At 60.5% G+C, this 15,508-nt stretch carries 13 protein-coding genes and 8 pseudogenes; 6 read left to right on the top strand and 15 right to left on the bottom strand.

All coding sequences use genetic code 11. The features are described 5' to 3' along the window. Positions 1-25 precede the first annotated feature (25 nt). Positions 26-1,678 (top strand): long-chain-fatty-acid--CoA ligase, encoded by a 1,653-nt coding sequence (locus tag SGR02S_RS01755; protein WP_067105297.1) that lies wholly within the window; start codon positions 26-28, stop codon positions 1,676-1,678. Between the two features lie 30 nt (positions 1,679-1,708). Here the strand turns inward: SGR02S_RS01755 and SGR02S_RS01750 are convergent. Beyond that, positions 1,709-2,059, bottom strand: a pseudogene (locus SGR02S_RS01750) (integrase core domain-containing protein); the annotation flags it as partial. A 137-nt stretch (positions 2,060-2,196) separates the two neighbouring features. Between SGR02S_RS01750 and SGR02S_RS01745 the strand changes: the two are divergent. Together SGR02S_RS01745 and SGR02S_RS01740 are read left to right on the top strand one after the other, a co-directional pair. After that, entirely contained in the window at positions 2,197-2,412 is a 216-nt protein-coding gene (locus SGR02S_RS01745; RefSeq protein ID WP_218000082.1) for a hypothetical protein, read from the top strand. A 71-nt stretch (positions 2,413-2,483) separates the two neighbouring features. Beyond that, a pseudogene (locus SGR02S_RS01740) lies at positions 2,484-3,514 on the top strand (IS110 family RNA-guided transposase). 478 nt (positions 3,515-3,992) lie between these two features. On the opposite strand, the gene SGR02S_RS01735 reads toward SGR02S_RS01740, so the two are convergent. From SGR02S_RS01735 to istA, 6 genes and pseudogenes are all read right to left on the bottom strand, one after another. Beyond that, positions 3,993-5,024, bottom strand: a complete 1,032-nt coding sequence (locus tag SGR02S_RS01735; RefSeq protein WP_067105294.1) for an IS110 family RNA-guided transposase — start codon at positions 5,022-5,024, stop codon at positions 3,993-3,995. A 127-nt stretch (positions 5,025-5,151) separates the two neighbouring features. Continuing rightward, positions 5,152-5,316, bottom strand: a pseudogene (locus SGR02S_RS19425) (IS3 family transposase); the annotation flags it as partial. 43 nt (positions 5,317-5,359) lie between these two features. Next, complete coding sequence (locus SGR02S_RS20510) at positions 5,360-5,875, bottom strand: transposase (protein ID WP_255211366.1); 516 nt, start codon at positions 5,873-5,875, stop codon at positions 5,360-5,362. Beyond that, positions 5,849-6,247: pseudogene (locus tag SGR02S_RS20505) on the bottom strand (IS110 family transposase); the annotation flags it as partial. The pseudogene SGR02S_RS20505 and the gene SGR02S_RS20510, both read right to left, overlap by 27 nt. A 227-nt stretch (positions 6,248-6,474) precedes the next feature. Further along, the gene (istB, locus tag SGR02S_RS01725) at positions 6,475-7,335 is read right to left on the bottom strand and encodes an IS21-like element helper ATPase IstB (protein ID WP_067105293.1); all 861 of its coding nucleotides are present in this window, start codon (positions 7,333-7,335) and stop codon (positions 6,475-6,477) included. Further along, positions 7,332-8,593, bottom strand: a pseudogene (istA, locus tag SGR02S_RS01720) (IS21 family transposase). Before istA ends, istB begins: the two are co-directional and overlap by 4 nt. Positions 8,594-8,800: 207 nt before the next feature. Here istA and SGR02S_RS01715 point away from each other — a divergent pair. Next, positions 8,801-9,013: pseudogene (locus SGR02S_RS01715) on the top strand (integrase core domain-containing protein); the annotation flags it as partial. Between the two features lie 17 nt (positions 9,014-9,030). On the opposite strand, the gene SGR02S_RS01710 reads toward SGR02S_RS01715, so the two are convergent. The 8 genes and pseudogenes from SGR02S_RS01710 to SGR02S_RS01695 form a co-directional block, all read right to left on the bottom strand. Beyond that, the gene (locus tag SGR02S_RS01710) at positions 9,031-11,094 is read right to left on the bottom strand and encodes a recombinase family protein (protein ID WP_067105292.1); all 2,064 of its coding nucleotides are present in this window, start codon (positions 11,092-11,094) and stop codon (positions 9,031-9,033) included. Beyond that, positions 11,084-11,281, bottom strand: coding sequence for a hypothetical protein (locus tag SGR02S_RS01705; protein ID WP_067105291.1), 198 nt, complete (start codon positions 11,279-11,281; stop codon positions 11,084-11,086). The genes SGR02S_RS01710 and SGR02S_RS01705 overlap by 11 nt, the downstream gene beginning before the upstream one ends. 514 nt (positions 11,282-11,795) lie before the next feature. Then, positions 11,796-12,026, bottom strand: a complete 231-nt coding sequence (locus SGR02S_RS20755) for a COG3415 family protein (RefSeq protein WP_156482916.1) — start codon at positions 12,024-12,026, stop codon at positions 11,796-11,798. A 331-nt stretch (positions 12,027-12,357) separates the two neighbouring features. Beyond that, positions 12,358-12,703: pseudogene (locus SGR02S_RS20685) on the bottom strand (IS66 family transposase); the annotation flags it as partial. A 61-nt stretch (positions 12,704-12,764) separates the two neighbouring features. Next, positions 12,765-12,884 (bottom strand): annotated as a pseudogene (locus tag SGR02S_RS20680) (IS66 family transposase); the annotation flags it as partial. A 100-nt stretch (positions 12,885-12,984) separates the two neighbouring features. Continuing rightward, entirely contained in the window at positions 12,985-13,686 is a 702-nt protein-coding gene (locus SGR02S_RS01700; protein WP_067105290.1) for a HEPN domain-containing protein, read from the bottom strand. Positions 13,687-13,723: 37 nt separating this feature from the next. Then, positions 13,724-13,984, bottom strand: a complete 261-nt coding sequence (locus tag SGR02S_RS19410) for an AlpA family transcriptional regulator (protein WP_082796884.1) — start codon at positions 13,982-13,984, stop codon at positions 13,724-13,726. A 49-nt stretch (positions 13,985-14,033) separates the two neighbouring features. Next, on the bottom strand, positions 14,034-14,495 hold the full coding sequence (locus tag SGR02S_RS01695) for a transcriptional regulator (RefSeq protein ID WP_067105316.1): 462 nt from the start codon (positions 14,493-14,495) through the stop codon (positions 14,034-14,036). Between the two features lie 348 nt (positions 14,496-14,843). Here SGR02S_RS01695 and SGR02S_RS01690 point away from each other — a divergent pair, with 348 nt between their 5' ends. Both SGR02S_RS01690 and traL read left to right on the top strand, forming a co-directional pair. Continuing rightward, the gene (locus SGR02S_RS01690; protein ID WP_067105315.1) at positions 14,844-15,188 is read left to right on the top strand and encodes a TrbC/VirB2 family protein; all 345 of its coding nucleotides are present in this window, start codon (positions 14,844-14,846) and stop codon (positions 15,186-15,188) included. Positions 15,189-15,214: 26 nt separating this feature from the next. Next, positions 15,215-15,502 carry a type IV conjugative transfer system protein TraL gene (gene traL / locus SGR02S_RS01685; protein WP_007013892.1) on the top strand — a complete coding sequence of 96 codons (288 nt, stop codon included), beginning with the start codon at positions 15,215-15,217 and terminating at the stop codon, positions 15,500-15,502. The last annotated feature ends 6 nt before the right edge of the window (positions 15,503-15,508 follow it).

Below are 15,508 nucleotides of genomic sequence, written 5' to 3'. Positions count from 1 at the left end.
AGCACCAAATAATCGGAGGGAAACAATGCTCGGAACCATGATGGACGTGCCGCTGCTGGTGTCAGGGATACTGAGGCATGCTGAGGCGTATCACGGTGACGCCGAAGTCGTATCCGCCACGATGGAAGGCGGCCTCCACCGCTACACCTACGCGGACCTCGCCCGGCGCAGCCGACAGCTCGCGAGTGCGCTCGCGCGCATGGGTCTGGAGACCGGAGACCGCGTCGGCACGCTGGCGTGGAACGACTATCGGCACATGGAACTGTATTACAGCGTGTCCGGGTCCGGCTTCGTGTGCCACACCATCAACCCACGGCTATTCCGCGAGCAGATAGCCTACATCATCGAGCATGCTGGTGACAGCGTGCTGTTCTTCGACCTCACCTTCCTGCCCGTCATCGAGGAACTGGCGGACCAGTTGAATGGCCTGAAGGCGGTGGTGGCGATGACAGACACAGCGCACATGCCTGAATCCGATATCCTCGCGCAGAAGCTGCCAGACCTGAAGTGCTACGAGACCCTCATCGACGGCGAGCAGGACAGCTTCGACTGGCCAAGCTTCGACGAGAACACTGCCTCCGGCCTGTGCTACACCTCGGGCACCACGGGTGACCCCAAGGGCGTGCTCTATTCCCACCGCTCCAGCGTGCTGCACGCTATGGCCATCACTGCGCCGGATGCGCTGGGGCTCTCTGCCAATGACGTGGTGTGCCCCATCGTCCCCATGTTCCATGTAAATGCATGGGGCCTGCCCTTTGCAGTGCCCATGGTGGGCGCCAAGCTGGTACTGCCGGGCGCGCGGCTCGACGGGGCGAGCCTGTACGCATTGTTTGAGGCGGAGGGCGTCTCGTTGACCGCCGGCGTGCCCACCGTGTGGCTCGGCCTCTTGGATTGGATGGACGGCCACGCCAAAGAGTTTACCTCTCTCAAGCGGGTGATCATCGGCGGGTCGGCGGTACCAGCCATCATGATCAGTCGATTTCACCACAAGGGGGTGGAGGTGCGACAGGCCTGGGGCATGACGGAGACCAGCCCTCTGGGCCTTTCCGCGGCGCTGAAGCCCAAGCACCGTCTCCTGCCCGCAGAGGATCGTTTGGCGCTGGAATGCAAGCAGGGCCGGCCGGTGTTCGGCATGGAGTTCCGTGTGGTCGGCGGCGAAGGGCGCGAGGTGACGCACGATGGCAGGAGCTTCGGCTCGATGCTGGTGCGCGGACCGTGGGTGGCCGCGGCCTATTTCAACGCCGACACCGGCTCCGCCCACGAGCAGTATCCGGGCTGGTTCGACACTGGCGACGTGGTGACCATAGACAAGGACGGTTTCATCCAGATTGTCGACCGCACCAAGGATGTTGTGAAATCCGGTGGCGAGTGGATCTCCTCAATCGATTTGGAGAACATCGCTCAAGCTCACCCTGCCATAAAGGAGGCGGCCATCGTCGCCCGGCCGGACACCCGTTGGGGAGAGCGCCCGGTGCTGGTGGCAGTGCTGAAGCCCGGTGCCGAATTAAGCCGTGCCGAAATGCGCGCCCATTACAAGGGCAAGACCTCCAAATGGTGCGTGCCGGATGATCTTATTATCGTTGACGAATTGCCGCACACCGCCACGGGCAAGCTCTCCAAAAAGGACATCCGGCTGTCCGTCGTCGAGACATTTGGCACAGATCGGGGCGTGGATTAGCGGAGAGCGAGCCTCGTCTGGGGGTTGATGTTAGGCGACGAGCTTGCGGTGAAGCAAGCGGCGATGTTCGATGGTCTTTCGCTTGATGGTTTCGCGGCGCTTGATGATGGCGGGAGTCCTGCCGAAGTAGGCATCAGCCGGGGTCACGTTGTTCAGGCTCTCGTGGTAGCGCTGGTGGTTGTAGTGCTCTACGAACGCCTCGATCTGGGCCTCGAGATCGCCGGGCAGGAAGTAATTTTCCAGCAGGATGCGGATCTTCAGGGTCTGGTGCCAGCGTTCGATCTTGCCCTGGGTTTGCGGATGCAACGGGGCTCCGCGGACGTGGCTCATCTGCTGGGCCTCGATGTACTCGGCGAGTTCGCCCGCGATGTAGCTGGGGCCGTAGCACGTCGGGAATGAGCACTGATCAGAGGTTATGGCCTCCCGCGCAGCCCTCTAATAGCGCAGCGCGTGGCCATAACTGGGTCTCAGGTCTCAACAGTGGTTTTGGAACAACCACACTGATGAGGAGACCGGCTATGACCGCCTATGATTCTACAGTTCCAACCTTGCTTGTCGCTATCGATATTTCCAAGCACCGGCATGAAGTGCTGATCGGTATTCCTGGCAAGAAGCGCCGCCGGCGATTGACGATCGAGAACTCACTGGAGGATTTCCAACGCCTGTCACGATTGCTGCAGGACTTTGATCTGCCCGTTCGGATCGGGTTCGAGGCAACCGGCAACTGGACTTGATGGGGTGGACGCCCCCCGGCGGCATTGTTGTGCCATAGTGGAGGTGTTGAACACCACTTTAGGAGGCGTCCATGCTGGAGATTAGCACGATAGGGTTGGATATCGCAAAGAACGTATTTCATGCTCACGGCGCGGATGCGAAGGGGCTTCAGGTTTTCAGTCGACGGATTACACGGGGTAAGGTGCTGTCGTTTTTCGCGGATCAGCCGAAGTGTCTTGTGGCGTTGGAAGCATGTGGCGGGGCGCATCATTGGGCCCGAGAGCTGTTACGCATGGGGCATGATGTGCGGTTGATCCCGCCAGCCTATGTGAAGCCATTCGTTAAGCGGCAAAAGAACGATGCTGCTGATGCTGAGGCGATCTGTGAGGCTGCGCAGCGTCCGAATATGCGCTTTGTGACGGTGAAGAGCGAGGAGCAGCAAGCCTCGGCACTGGTGTTCCGGACCCGCGACCTGCTTGTCCGGCAACGCACGCAAACTATCAACGCGATTCGGGGGCACATGGCCGAGTATGGCTGGGTTGCGCCTAGAGGCCCCAGTTGGGTAACACAGCTTGGCGAACTGATCGATGATGAGGCCACTACGTCGCTACCACAGGCTGCGCGCGAGATGTTGCGCGTCATGCTAGGATACTTGAAGAATTTGATCGCCGGGTAGCGGAACTCGACAAGGAAATTGCGCGGCGAGCCCGTGAAGATATAGTGGCTTGCCGTCTTATGACCATTCCCGGCATTGGGCCGATAGCGGCGACAGCGATCGCCGCACTGGCTCCTGCCGCAGCAACATTCAAACGCGGGCGTGACTTTGCCGCCTGGCTTGGCCTTACGCCCCTGCAAAAATCTACAGGCGGCAAGACAAAGTTGGGCCGGACATCCAAGATGGGTGAACGCACGCTGCGCCGATTGCTGATTATAGGCAGCAGTGCTGTTGTGCGTAACGCCAGCAAGCGTGGTGCGGCCGAAGGTTCGTGGCTTGCCGCAATGCTCGCCCGCAAGCCGCGCATGCTGGTAACAGTGGCCCAGGCAAACAAGACAGCGCGGATCGTCTGGGCACTGCTTACGAAGCAAGAGGATTACAGAGCTCCGGTGGCAATGGTGGCATAGGCCGCCAAAGTCATCAGAGGTCGTCGGAAGACGCAGTCGGTCGAAGGAGGGTATGGCACAACAGTCGGCGAGACGGGGTCAAAAAACCAGACCGTTACAAGGTGCACAAAGCACGCGGACTTGATTTGGATTTGACCCGCGAACTCCCATACAGGCCCGCAGCACATCCTGCAAAATGAGGCCGGACAGATGGCAGCATCCGACTACGCGCCAAACCCAACTTTGTACTTGCGTCTGACGGGGCGTTCTCTAATCGCGCCTCCCTCGTCAAGCCTGCTTCTTTGTCGCTTTCCGGGTCATGGTTCTCTCCGCGGTCGGCAAGAGCCGCCGCAACATCTGGTCCGGTTGGAAAAGCGCGAGTGCTGCAAGGTCCACAACGGGCTGACATCACAAGACATGCCCATGGCCCCTAGCGCGCAGTCACCCGCACCTCGCCCGAGGCGACGAGTTCATCCGTCTGGTGGGATGATCTGATAAACTACTGCGCGGCGGGCTCTGCTCCCCAGCGGAACGGCTCGCCCGACCGCCATATGCTGTGCAGGATCACCGATAGCTTGCGTGCAAGAGCTATGCGCGCCTTGCCCGGTCCCGAGCGCTCGGCGATCGCCAGCGCCCAGTCCTTCAACGGCAACGATCGCTTGACCCGGTGCAGGATCACGACCGCTGCTTCATACATGAGCGTTCGCGCCAAAGCATCGCCGCAACCGGAGATCCGACCGCTTCGATCTATCTCTCCCGACTGGTAGCGTCTGGGCGTCAGTCCGAGGTGAGCACCGACAGCTCGAGAACGCGAGAACCGTGCAGGGTCCTCGATGGTGCTGACGAATGCGAGCGCCGATAGTGCCCCAATGCCCGGAACGCTCATCAGCAGCCGGCAGGTCGGGTCTGCCTTGACGCGGCGCTGGATCGCGACATCAAAACCGGCGATCTGCTCACGCATATGCCTCCAGGAGACCAGCAGCGGATGCACGATCGCCGCCACATCGGGCGAATCTTCCATAGCGCGCTCAACGCGCCGGTCGAACCGCATACCTCGCTCACTCCCGGGTAAGATGCCGAAGGTCTTCAGAACGCCGCGGATCATGTTGGCAAGCCGCGTTCGCATCCCGACCAGCTGTGCTCTGGCTCCTAGAAGGGATCGAGCCTGATGAGCCTCGAGTGACTTGACGTGCACCGCTCGATACCAGCCCGTTCGCACCACCTGGGCCAGACCTTCGGCATCGTTGTGGTCCGTCTTGTTCAAGCGCATCTGCAGCGCTGACTTCACTCGGCGCGCATCGAGGCACTCGACCTGTAGACCCGAGGCTCGCAGGCCATGCACGAGCCAAGGCGTCATTGCACCGGTCTCCACACCCACCTTCGCATCAGACCCCGCGTGCCTCGAAACCAGCGCAGAGATCTTGTCCGGCTGCGTCAGGCAATCGCCTCTCCAGATGCGCCGGCCCTCGGCGTCGACCACACAGATGGCGGTCATCTTCTGCGAAACGTCCAATCCTACAGAATGCGGCATCGGAACCTCCAATGTTACTCACCACCGGGCAGAAAGCCCGGATCGCAACACTAGCGGTAATCCGACTCGATGCCGCGATTACCCGAGGTCCACAGATGTAACGGTTTTGTGCCGGTTACCTATCTCACTATGCCACCTTGGCTTCGAATGCGAGCGGGCTAATGCCGCCCAGATATGAATGGCGTCTGCGGGTGTTGTAGAACCCGTTGATGTACTGGAAGATGGCGGCTTCTGTTTGGCGCCGCGTTGGCCAGTTCTGCCGCCAGATTAGCTCTGCCTTCAGCGATTTGAAGAGGGCCTGTCAGTAATTTTGTGCGCGGGGCCGGTTTCATTCATCAGAGGGTGAACCTGTCGCCGAAGATGATGGCGAACTGGGTTTTGGCCTCTGTCCACTTGCGCGGCGGCCGTTTCCATTGTTCGACCGCATGATTGACGACGAGGTATAGCAGCTTCATGGCCGCCTCGTCACCGGGGAAGTGGCCGCGCGTGCGAACTGCCCGGCGCAGCTTCGAGTTCAGGGCCTCGATCGCATTCGTGGTGTAAATCATTCGCCTGATCGGTGCGCTGAAGGAGAAGAACGGGATTACCTGCTCCCAGTGTCGGCGCCAACTTTGCGCGATGGATGGATACTTCTGGCACCAATGGCCTTCCTCGAAGGCTTCCAGCGCGGCCAGGCCGGCATCGGCATTCTCCGGGTGTGGGGAAGCGCTCCAGCAGCGCCAGAAACCAGTCGAGCGGCTATTACCGGCGAAGCGCTCGATCTCCGGAAAATACAGCGGCAGATAGTGCGTGAGGGTCCGGTGCCAGGTCTGGGTCTTGGCCTTCGAAATGGCTTCACGGGTCTTCGACATCTCCTGCAAATCGTTGATACCGGCGGCCAGCGGATCAACGTAGCGCTGGGTCGCACCGATCCGCAGCATGTGCACGATGACCTGGGCATCCTTGGAACCGTTCTTGTCCCAGCCATTGTGAAGCGCTTCGCGAGTCCGGGCCAATGCGACCGACGAAATCAGGCGCAGCTCGAAACCCGCGGAAAGCAGCCTGTGTGCCAGTGTGCGGTGGTAATTGCCGGTAGCTTCAAAGCCGACGACAATCGGGCGGCCAATTGCGGAAAGGTTGTCCGCCAATCGATCGTAGTCGGCCTTGGTCGCCATGACAGTCATGCGGCGGCGGCGGCCGCCTTCCGGTCGCTCGATCAGTACTTCCTGCCGATGCTTGGACATGTCGATGGCTACCAGTACGGCATCGGCGGGAGTAGAACTACGCTTGGTCATGGTCGGTCAGTCTCCAAAGTGTTGAGTCGACAACTTCACTTTAGAGATCTGCAGGCCGATCATGGCCGCCTTGATGAAGCCGGCGGGCGCTACACGCGCTTTGTCAACGGGCACCGAAGATTCCGCAAAAGTGGGCATCTAAAATTCCCTAATTGGGCGGGATGGTTTTCCGGTGATCAGCCGTGATGAAGATCGCGCTTTTCCTTTGCTGGCGGGCGGCCGCGTCGTTTCGGTAAGGGCGGCGGGTTGATGGATGGAGTTGTGCGCGCGTGCTCAGGCAGCAGGTCGGCGTGCTGTCGCATGCGATAGCTCGAGCCCTCGATCTGGACGACTACAGCATGGTGAAGGAGGCGGTCCAACAAGGCGGTGGCCACCACAGGATCGCCAAAGACCTCGCCCCATTCGGCAAAGCCGCGGTTGGATGTGAGGATCATGCCGCCCTTTTCGTATCGGGCGTTGACGAGCTGGAAGAACAAGTTGCCGCCGCCTGACGTGACAGGGAGATATCCGATCTCGTCGACGACGAGCAGGGAGGAGCGGCACAAGAAGCGGATCCTTTCGCGCAACGTGCCCCCGCGTTCAGCCTTGGCCAGCGCCGCGATCAGATCGGCGAGCGGGATGAAGTAGACGCTCTTGCCTGCCTTCACGGCTTCGACTGCGAGGGCGGTCGCGATGTGGCTTTTCCCGGTGCCCGGCGGCCCCAGCAGATGCACGACCTCGGCCCGGTTGATGAAGTCGAGGCCGGCCAGCGCCAGGATCCGGTTGCGGTCGAGCGATGGCTGGAAGGAGAAGTCATATCCGTCCAGCGTCTTGATGATCGGCAGCCTGGCCATGCGCAGGGCCGCCTTGATCCTGCGATTCTCCCGCAGCGACAGCTCTTCGCTCAGCAATATGTCGATGGCCTCGACACCGTCGATCTTGCCCTGCTCAATGCCGCGCAGGGTGGCGTCGAGCATTTCCAGAGCGCGCGGCATTTTGAGATGGACCAGACTGCGGCGGATATTATCGACGCGGGACGCGGCACCCCCATGGTTCATGGCCGTTCTCCCCGCGCCAGTTGGCTGCCGATCGCCTGATAGATCGCCAGAGAGCGCACAGCGACATGCTCGCCGATACGGCCAATGGTGATTGCATCCTTTGCGTGGTGACGACGCCTGGCGCCGCTGCCACCTGTCCGATGCGCAGGATCGATCCTGTATTGCCGGCGCCCCTCCAGGACAGGATGCTCGGCAATGACCTGACCCAGGTCGATGATCCGGATCTTGTCGGGCAGTTGCTGGATTTCGACGACGCGCCGGGAGCGGTCGGGGACGCTGTAATAGTTGCCGCCAACAGAGACCATTCCATCGTGGCTGACCCGGCCTCCAGCTTCAGAACCGCGTCGAAGCGCCCCGCCGGGAGCAACTGCAACTCAGACTGCTCGGCGGCAAAGGCGTCGGCGATGATCCGCTGCGTCGTGCCGTGGACACGGACGTTGGCGACGGTATCGAGCCAGTGGATCAGCTGGACGTTGAGATCTTCCAGGTTGCGGAAGCTCCGGCCGAGGAAGAAGTCCTTGCGGATGTAGCTGAACGGCCGCTCGACCTTTCCCTTGGTCTTGGCCCGATAGGGGCGGCAGGCGCGTGGAACGAAGCGATAATGCCCCGCCAGAGCCAGCAATGATCGATTGTAGATGATGTGACCCTGTTCATCTTCCCCGGTCACGGCGGTTTTCATGCGATCGTAGAGGATCTCGATCGGGACGCCGTCGATCGTTTCAAAAGCCTGCATATGACAGCGCAACAGAGTTTGGAGGTCCTGGTGCATGACATAGCGCGCGAACAGGAAGCGCGAATGCCCCAGCACCAGGCTGAACAGCCAGACGATCCGGCTGATGCCGGGTTCATCGGTAAAATCGACAATGAACCGGGCGAAGTCGACCTGCGCCTGCACGCCAGGCGGCGTCTCGAACCGAACCTCGAAGGGCTTGGGGCCGTTTTCCGGTCGGATCGCCGCCAGGAACCGCTTCACGGCGGTATAGGCGCCCATATAGCCCAGCTCACGGATCTCCCGCGTCAGGCGCGCCGCCGTCAGATCGGGAAAGGCCGTCACCCTCTCACGCAGAAATTCCAGATAGGGCGCCAGCTTGTTCGGCCGCCCCAATGCGCGTGGACCATAGACCGGAGCTTCGACGCCCCGTTCGATATATTTGCGGATGGTCTTGGGATCGCGACCAGTGCGTCGGGCGATGGCGGATATCGATACGCCCTGCCGATGTAGCTCGAGGATCATCATCAATTCTCCAAGTCGGATCATCGGCCCCGTCTCCGCGTCTGCAAAGGAGATGAGGACGATGTCGGCTCATCTCATTCTGCCGGGGCTAGCCCCGGCAGAATGAGATGAAGGGGCCACCAACTAGGGAATTTTCAAAGCCCACTTTTGCGGAGAATTGCAGGACCGATGACACCCTTGTCTCCATCAAGGCAAATACTGCCTTCAAGGGGCGGCTTCCCAATGTGCTACGGAACCGAGTTCACCAGTCGGGCGATCCTGAAGTGGGCCAGCGAGAACAAGGGCGAGTGGCACTATATCGATCCCGGCAAGCCGCAGCAGAACGCGTTCATTGAATCGTTCAATGGGTCGCTGCGCGACGAGCTCCTGAATGAAGAGCTGTTCGACAGCCTAGCTGACGCCAGGCGCAAGCTGGCTGTCTGGCGCTACGACTACAATCGTGTTTCATAACACCCATCTGTCTATGCTGTTGTAGGGAATAGGGTATTTTGATCGGGATGCGATCCCGCGGGGTGTCTGGGGTTCTGCCGCGCCCGGTGCAGAAGGTTTTGGGCTTCAGGTTCTACAAGATCTGACCGGCTGAATATCCAGGGACCGTCAGGCAATGGGTGCTGGCCCTTGATTTCCCCAGCCTCGGCAGCGAGGCGCAATGTCTTCGGGGCAACGCCGATGAACCGTGCGGCTTTGTTCAGGTTGAGCCATGGCTCGTTTCCATCCGGCGCGGGTCGGAAGACCGGGATCTTATGATGCGACCTGTGCGCTGTAACACGTTCCCTGGTCCAGCGATTGCCATGACCGGTCAATAGTCCATTGCGGTTGAGAATCCCGGCAATCAGATCGTCGCTGGCAATCAACACGAGTTGCCGGATGGCCGCAACAATGTCGCCAGAAGTGCTGTTGCGTTGACCTCGCCTGCGCTTCGGCAGGCGCATTTCGGTATGGATGCCGCCTATCCAATGAACCATCAGGACGATCTCGGAAGTCGCATCATCGATATCAGCGACGACTTCCTGAATGACGGTGCGCACGATGCGCTTCTTGAGCCGGGCATCCGTCGTGGGAGCTGCCCAAACCGTACGCAGATCCTGGGCGAGTGACGCGATGCCGGTTTGCATCAGCAGTGACGGTTTCGGTGCCGTCCTATCGTGCGCGCTGATTTTGCTCTCAATTTCGCCCACCAGTTCAAGGGCGCGATTCCAACGTCCCTCAAGTTCCGCTGCAACAAGCCGGTTCTCAGGGTCTGCAGCATCAAATTGCCGGAAGGCTCGATTGGCAGCGTAACGAGCAGCTTCCAGATCACGGCCAAGCGCGTCACGCACCTGATCACGACGACTGGAGGCCTGGGCTTCAGCTTCGGCCGCTGCAGCGATCGCCCCCGGTTCAACGACGCGCAGGATGGCCCCCTCGATTGCATCATCTACGCGCAGCCCGCCAAAGGCGATGCATCGCGGCTCGCCATTATCCAAATGGCCTCTCCAGCACGAATAGCGCGGAATGTTGTGCTTTGTCCCTGTGTAGCGAACCGTGAGCTTGCGCCCGCAGCGCCGGCAACGGAAAAGCCCGGCGAGAAGGGCATCGCCATGCTTGGGCGCGCCGTGATGACGGCTCGTGACTGCATTGTCGCTTACCATCTTGCGAATTGCCTCGGCCCGCTCCCAACTGACATAGCCTTCGTGCGCGTCAGGAATGAGTGCCAACCATTCCTCCCGCGCATTGCGCCGGATGGTGGCGGATTGGCCAAATCCGGGCGTCGCGCTTGTCTTACCATAAGCGTAGGCACCGCCGTAAACCGGGTTCTCGATCATTCGGTGGATCGTTGCATAGGTTGGCCTGCGCCACACCGTATCGCCACCGTTGCGCTTGGCAGGCAAATCCAACTCGTGTTCCAGAAACCACATGAGGGCCTGACGAGCGCTGCCAAGTTCAACGACCTTATCGAATACCAGCGTGATGGCTTCCTGCACACGGCGATCAGGATCCTTCTCGAGCCGATCTCCAGCCTTCACAAAACCGACAGGGGCGGCAACTACAAGTTCGCCGCGCCGCGCCTTCTCGTAACGGGCCGAGAGCGAGCGCTGGCGTAGCAGATCCAGTTCATATTCGTTGAGGCTCCCCTTCAAGCCGAGCAAGAGGCGGTCGTTACCTTGTCGAGGAGCGTATACGGTCTCCTGATCGATCAAAACGGTATCGACGACGCGGCACATCTCGATGAGCTGCTGCCAGTCCCGGCTGTTGCGGGCAAATCGAGACACTTCCCGCGCGGCTACAGCGCCGATCTTGCCAAGGCAAACCTCGGCAACCATCCGTTCAAAGCCGGCACGTGTTACCGTCCCGGCGGCCGAGCGGCCGAGATCGTCATCGATGATCTCGACGCGGGACCAACCCAGTGAGGTCAGGCGATCGCGCATGGCATATTGCAGAGCGCTGCTCTCCCGGTTGTGTAGAACCTGGTGGGCAGATGACTGCCTGACATACAGGATTGCCTTGCGCTCGAGATGATGCGGCCTGATCTTTTCATGCATCATGATCCGCGCCCTCCCGTGAGTTTGTCGGTTCTCCCGCGATGTGATCGAGGATCAAGCGCGCCATCAGTTGCTTCAGCTTCCGGCGTGTCTCGTCCGGCAAGGTCTGCCACGGCGGCACGGACGCTGCCTGTCCTTCGCTTGGGATGAGGAACAGGTCGAACTGGTAGGCTGTGGGCTGGCGAGGCATCGGCGTCTCTCCGAATCGTGTCCTGAGAACCCGATGCTGCGCCGATATTCCCGGATTGCGATGCCGCCCCGCCGTCGATCAACAACGCTGATAGGGCATCGATCGCAGCAAAAGAAACCTGGGGTGCGGAGGCGAGAAGCCAGCCTTCACTTGCACCCCGGTCGAACATCCAACCCGGCACCTCCAGCAAACGGTCGCAATCACCGCCCGACAGGCTGCAGCGAAAGACGGCCGAGCCATTCCTATCAATCACTTCATGAACGAAGATCTGGCGCCCGGCCCAAGGATGCCAAGGGTAAAGGAGCTCGCGCTCGCAGGTCCCGTGGGTGTTCTGTCGTCGAGTTGTACAACAACGTCAGGCCGCACTCGTCGCTGGGGACCGAACACCGGCACAAGCGCGCCGGGCGTTCCTGCTAAATGGAGGCGTCACGCCCGACGCGCTTGTGCCGGTAGGGCAGCACGAATATCAAACCGGCAGACTCTCGTTATGACCGCGGGATCAGAGGGGGGCAGGTCACTCCAGCATCGCCAAGATCTGCTCGGCGTGAACGTCCGTCTTCGATGAACGCTGGTCACCACCAGGCTTCCTGGCAACCGCGCGCCTATGCTCCCGCGCAAGCTGGTGCCAGCGGATCGCGCTCGACACACTCACTCCAAATCGCGCCGCAGCACCGCGACGGCTCAGTCCGCCGTCAATCGCCGCGACAACCCGATCACGCAAATCCCGCGATAGTGCTTTGGCCATCCGTGCTGGCCTCCTCCACCAGCACAGATCCTGAATCAGAACTTCCCTGCCAAGGGAATCCCTCACGATTCAGCCGCTGTGGAAAACGCTCTAGTCGCTGGCCGACGCCATCCGCACATCCGTCGCGATCGTATAAACGGCTTCGCGCTGTGCGCGCCGATTGGGATGATCGACGCGGTACCCCTGATAATGGCGATGCAGCAATCCAGCGCGAACTAAGGCGTGGACATTTAGTCTAGCGCATAGCGATCTTCAGTAAGCGGTAAAACTCCCCCACGCGGCTCACTGGGCCTACGTGACGGTGATCGAGCGGCGCTGTAGTTTTTGGTAATCAGGCAGCGCTGGCGATATCGCTCATTTCGAACATGGTTTGCGCAGCGTTTGTATCGACCCAGTTGTAAGGTAGCAGGTCGTCGATTGTGTCAGTGTCGGCGCGGGTGACGATCCGCGCGAGCACATCGGCGATGTAGGCGTAGAGGTTTGAACCCCAGCATCTTGCACGTTTCGACCAGCGAGAAGATCGCCGCCCAGTTCTCGGCGCCGAGTTGAGGGCCCGCGAACAACGCATTCTTTCTTTGTAAGGCTACCGGTCTCATGGCGCGCTCGGCGATATTGTTGTCGAGCTCGATCCGGCCGTCGTCGAGGAAGAGCGTGAACCCACTCCAGCGCCTCAGCGCGCATTTTCATCGCGTCGCTCGTCGCGGAGCCCGCCATCATCCTAGGCGCGGTCTCGGCGAACCAGCCATGGAACTGGTCGACCAACGGACGGGTCCGCTCCTGGCGGTCCGCGAGCCGGACGTCGGCGGGCTTGCCCCGGATTTCCTTCTCGATGGCATAGATCGCGGCGATGCGCTTCAAGGCATCCTGCGCGACCGGGGCATCAGCTGCTCTCGGTCAGCGGGATCGAGATAGCCTTCGATGAGCACACACGAGTTTGCGACGAGATCGTCCATCGTGTTCATCCAGCCGAATCCACGACCGGATAGCTCGGCATTGGCCACTCATGCTGAGGATTGTCTATCATCAGATGAACAAAGATCGGTAGCAGGCAGCCAAGGAGCGACGCTCCGTCCCGCACCTGATCGCGATTGACATCGCTGTTCCAGGTCGCACCGCCGTGCACCAGCTGATTTCGCAGGACGTAGAGCCGATCGAACAGGATAGACAGGATCCGCACCGTGTCGTGCTCGCGCAAGGCGTGATTGATGGCTATGCGACTGCGCCCGAGTTTTTGGTCCCAGTCCTCGTAACTTGGCGCGCCGTTCTGATGCTGCCAGAACGGATGATAGACATAGCGATTGTCGAGAAGGAGGCGGATCTCCTGGCTGAACCGCTGCCAGACGGCATCGTAGACACGGTGACGCCCATCGAACTTCACGAGTGTCGAAAAAAACGACTGAAACAGCCCGCGCTCGCCTTCCGGCGCTGAGCTGCTGGCGGAGGCTTCCACGTCGCCGGCGTAGGCAGCGTTGAACCCGATCCAGAGCAGAATGAAGCGAACGTCCTGGTCTTCCTGCTCTGCTTCAGCACGACGAAGCCAGGAAAGCGCACGATGAACGCGAAGGGTCAACGGCGTTGAAAAGCCGTCACGAAGCGCGCGCTGCTTCTCTTTCAAGACTTCAGGATGGAGAGGATTGCCCGCCGGGTATCGATAAACCATGCGCAGAGCTCAGCGCGATGATTTCTTTCAGGATAGTTTACCGAGCGTCTCGGTGCGGCTTGTCCGCAATTGATCTGATCCACGCATCGATTTCCTCTTCAACCCACACCGTGCATTTGGGGCCGAGCGAGCGGGATTTCGGAAAGCGCCCTTCGCTCATCCGCTGATAGATAGCTGACCGACGCAGGCCAACACGGTCGATGACTTCAGGCAGCCGCAAAAGCCTGGCCGGCGGGGGGCCAGACGTCGCATGTTCTGCGTTTGCGCCGTCCTCGGTAGGCTGGGGCTGTGCATTCATGATCGTTCCTGTCGGGTCAATTTCTCGGTCCCCTCCGAGGTGAATTGGATCAGCGCGGAAGCGACATCGAAATGTCGCGGCCCACAAAATCATCGATATGCTTGGCAAGCATGCGCGCGACGAGCTGCGAAGTGCCGTTCGCCCACCGGGGTCGCAAATCTTCCACGCGTCGCCCAAGCGTGCGTTCGAGCTGGCCTGGCAAGGCCGTAAAGAAGTCCTCAAGGAACTCCCCCATCTCGCTGCGCATCCATTCGCAGGCGAGATCCTCCTGACCAGCCAACGCGAGGATCATGCTGGCGCGGGGAAAGGCGCCGCAGACATCGAGAACGCGCGCGGCTTCATCAAGGCCGATCGGCCGATCGCCGCGCATGACACGAAGCAGGGTCTCGCGGTGGATCCCGACTTCCCGAGCGATCTGGTGCTTCGGCTTGTCAGACGACTCGATTGCATGGGCAAGAATGTGCGCGAGGCTGGTGTTGGCTTCGCATCGGAATGGCGCGGGCTGGTGCATCGACAAAAACTCCAACGATGAGGAACTGAGTCGTAGCCATATCGCGCGTGATCCATGTAGGAAAATGAAAAGAACATTTATGGAACATATCGTTTCTAGGCGAATCATCCCCTAGGCCCGAGTCGCCGACCATCACCGCCACGCTTGTCGGGATTCGTCGACGCTAATTGCGAAATAAGCCGCTGTTTCTGCGCATTATCGCCGACGCCGAGCAATTGATGCGTCCATATCCGTCCGCCACTTCAGCTCCAGCGGCAATCCGACTTTCCTACATCGATTTCCTAGATCCATGTGGAACACACAGCGAACGAAAGAACGCTGGGTTCACCCCTCCAGATGGAGCTCCATATGCAGTCTCTTACCCTTTCCCGGCGTTCCAGCGCCATTGATCAGAACCCCTCGAAGCTCGGGCGGGCCATGACCTTTGCGGTAGCGCTTGCTGTCGCAGCATTGGCCGCCAGCGCCGCTTACGCCGGCGCCGACACGACCTTCACCCCTGCCCTCACGAAATTCACTGATTTCCTCGAAGGCTCGGGCGGCAAGATCATCACCGTCCTCAGCCTTGCGGGCGGTCTCATCGGTCTCGCCTCCGGCCGGTTCTCGCTCGGACAGGTCGCTGTTCCGGTCGGTGTCGGCATCGGCGTCGGCACGGGTGTTCCGATCGTCACCTCGGTCGTCACCGCGGTCATCTGACGCATCGGACGGGAAGGCGCGTCGCCATGGCAGACCCATATATCATCCCGCGGCGGCTCGACGATCCGGAGCTTATCGGCTTCTGGACCATCGACGAGTTCGCCGGGATGCTCATCCCCTTCACCTGGGGGATCCTCAGCCAGCATATCTTTATCGGCATTATCGTTGCCTTCGGCGCCTGGTTCGCGCTGCGAAAGGCAAAAGCAGGACGCGCCAGCTCCTGGGTAGCCCATGCCGCCTATTGGTATCTGCCGGCCGGATTGTTGGGTCTGAAATCGACGCCGCCTTCCCACTGCCGCCTGCTTGCCGGTTGAGGGGAG

This window comes from Sphingopyxis granuli NBRC 100800, assembly GCF_001591045.1.
Lineage (GTDB): Bacteria > Pseudomonadota > Alphaproteobacteria > Sphingomonadales > Sphingomonadaceae > Sphingopyxis > Sphingopyxis granuli.
The sequence above is the reverse complement of the archived record's forward strand: the minus strand, read 5'-3'. Positions and strand labels throughout refer to the sequence as shown.

Bases quoted from the DNA above. Each gene is read 5' to 3' on its own strand.
- SGR02S_RS20755 (WP_156482916.1), bottom strand. From the start codon at position 12,026: ATGGCCAAAGCACTATCGCGGGATTTGCGTGATCGGGTTGTCGCGGCG.
- SGR02S_RS01700 (WP_067105290.1), bottom strand. From the start codon at position 13,686: ATGGTTTATCGATACCCGGCGGGCAATCCTCTCCATCCTGAAGTCTTG.
- SGR02S_RS01755 (WP_067105297.1), top strand. From the start codon at position 26: ATGCTCGGAACCATGATGGACGTGCCGCTGCTGGTGTCAGGGATACTG.
- SGR02S_RS01735 (WP_067105294.1), bottom strand. From the start codon at position 5,024: ATGCCGCATTCTGTAGGATTGGACGTTTCGCAGAAGATGACCGCCATC.
- SGR02S_RS01690 (WP_067105315.1), top strand. From the start codon at position 14,844: ATGCAGTCTCTTACCCTTTCCCGGCGTTCCAGCGCCATTGATCAGAAC.
- SGR02S_RS01695 (WP_067105316.1), bottom strand. From the start codon at position 14,495: ATGCACCAGCCCGCGCCATTCCGATGCGAAGCCAACACCAGCCTCGCG.
- SGR02S_RS01745 (WP_218000082.1), top strand. From the start codon at position 2,197: ATGACCGCCTATGATTCTACAGTTCCAACCTTGCTTGTCGCTATCGAT.
- istB (WP_067105293.1), bottom strand. From the start codon at position 7,335: ATGAACCATGGGGGTGCCGCGTCCCGCGTCGATAATATCCGCCGCAGT.
- SGR02S_RS20510 (WP_255211366.1), bottom strand. From the start codon at position 5,875: ATGTCGAAGACCCGTGAAGCCATTTCGAAGGCCAAGACCCAGACCTGG.
- traL (WP_007013892.1), top strand. From the start codon at position 15,215: ATGGCAGACCCATATATCATCCCGCGGCGGCTCGACGATCCGGAGCTT.
- SGR02S_RS01710 (WP_067105292.1), bottom strand. From the start codon at position 11,094: ATGATGCATGAAAAGATCAGGCCGCATCATCTCGAGCGCAAGGCAATC.
- SGR02S_RS19410 (WP_082796884.1), bottom strand. From the start codon at position 13,984: ATGAATGCACAGCCCCAGCCTACCGAGGACGGCGCAAACGCAGAACAT.
- SGR02S_RS01705 (WP_067105291.1), bottom strand. From the start codon at position 11,281: ATGCCTCGCCAGCCCACAGCCTACCAGTTCGACCTGTTCCTCATCCCA.